At 36.6% G+C, this 1,782-nt stretch carries 1 protein-coding gene; it reads right to left on the bottom strand.

The window, feature by feature from the left end:
- Positions 1-245 precede the first annotated feature (245 nt).
- Positions 246-1,199: a dihydrofolate reductase gene (locus VJ786_RS16505; RefSeq protein WP_216650029.1), complete on the bottom strand. Its 954-nt coding sequence runs from the start codon at positions 1,197-1,199 to the stop codon at positions 246-248.
- Positions 1,200-1,782: the final 583 nt, after the last annotated feature.

Here is a 1,782-nt window from a genome sequence, read left to right as displayed (position 1 = left end):
CAGAAGAAGAACTCTTACATCTTCGTTTTTCTCCGACCATTCTATAATTGTTCTTAACTTTTCTTCTCTGACTTTCATTTTGTTTGGTTCGGTTTTACTATGTCGTACAACTTATTTATTGATACGGCTTTTCTGTACAAAACAGCATAATACTTGATGTTTTTGTGCAGGTTTGTTTCTTTATTTGATCAAATATAACGAAAGTAGGTAGACAATGATTTCTTATTTCTCATCAAGTAATCACGTTACCTCCAATACCTTTTCACTTCAAACGCATAGGCATTTTTCTCATCCACTACTTGGGTTGCTACCGTTTCAACATTCCAAGCGACAGCTTCGAATTTCGGGAAGAAGGTATCTGCACCAAATTCGCCCTGCACATGGGTAATAAACATCTCTTGAACACAATCAAGCGCTAAAGCTTCTCGGTAAATTTGTCCGCCTCCAATTATGAAAACGGTTCGTTCCACTTCATTTTTATAATGATCCAAACAGGATTCCAAGGAAGAAAAAACAACTGCTCCAGGAGCATGATATTCGGTATTGCGTGTTAAGACCGCATTCTCGCGGTTGGGCAACGGCCGAAAACGTTCCGGAATGGAATCGTAGTTTTTTCTACCTGTAACCACAATATGTCCCGTGGTTGTTTCTTTGAAAAATTTCATATCTGCAGGCAAATGCCACATCAAATCATTGTTCTTTCCAATACCGAATTGCTGATCAACAGCAACAATCAATGCTACTTTCATGGAAGTACTTTGTAAATTGTAGGTGAAATGAACACCATGCGGGGATTTGGAATTACTGCATCGTGAACCTGTGTTCCCCTGGCCTCTTCTTCCGTGAGAAAATAACCAATTACCCAATGATAGGTTCCATCCCAAATCTTCATTCATTTTGGCTTCAAGTCTGTGCCGTTTTTCCAAGTCTTCTTCATTTCCAAAGTCAGAATTTAGTTTATATTCAATTATTAGAAATTTTAAATCATCTTCGTCTATTTGCTCATAACCTTCATTAATCTTCTCATTAATTTCCTGTTGAATTATTTTATGAAAATTTTTTAAAAGTGTGGATTTTACTTTTTTTTGCTCTCCATTTTCTCCAACAGTTCCCCAATGAACAAGACCTGTTTTGTCATCTTCATCCCAAGTTTCCCAATAATGAAGAACTCCATTAATTTCTTTGTAAAGTTTTAGCATTTTATTTAATATTTTGTCAATTTAATGTGATTGGATAAAATGTCGCATAACGGTTCTCAGCTATACGCAGGCAGGGATTTTAACCACTAAACTTCCTACGAAGAACTGAACTTTAAATTTACCACTTAACTGTCCTACGAAGCACGAAACCCCTGCTTGCGTATAGGTGATGTTATGCGGTCGGTTTTCATTTTCTCTTTTTTCTCGTTAATTTGTCAAGCAAAGTTACTAAATTTGCAGTCAAGCAATTTCAATTTTTGAATTATGTATTTCAGCAGACCTTGGACTTCTATCTAAGTGATAGGCAGTCCTGAAAATTCCAATCTCTTTTAGGTCAAGACAATTAGTCTATGGGTTTCGTGTGCCGACTTTTTTGTAAAGGCGTTACGTTGTCATAGTTGCTCTGTCGGGTAATACTGTCTATTCACTTCTCCACGATTTGAATTCAAGTATTCACCTGTAAGAAGTTACTAATGAACTCATTTAAACTTTTAGCAAGATAAGTGCAAAAGCCAAATAATGCCAATTCAACCAGGAATTGTCCAAAGTGTCGAATCTGATTAGAAGCGTTCTGAAGCTGTCC

Source organism: Sphingobacterium tenebrionis (genome assembly GCF_037126265.1).
Taxonomy (GTDB): domain Bacteria; phylum Bacteroidota; class Bacteroidia; order Sphingobacteriales; family Sphingobacteriaceae; genus Sphingobacterium; species Sphingobacterium tenebrionis.
Note: the sequence above shows the minus strand (reverse complement) of the source record. Positions and strands in the feature narration are given on the sequence as shown.

Coding starts and splice junctions, on each gene's coding strand:
- VJ786_RS16505 (WP_216650029.1), bottom strand. CDS start 1,199: ATGCTAAAACTTTACAAAGAAATTAATGGAGTTCTTCATTATTGGGAA.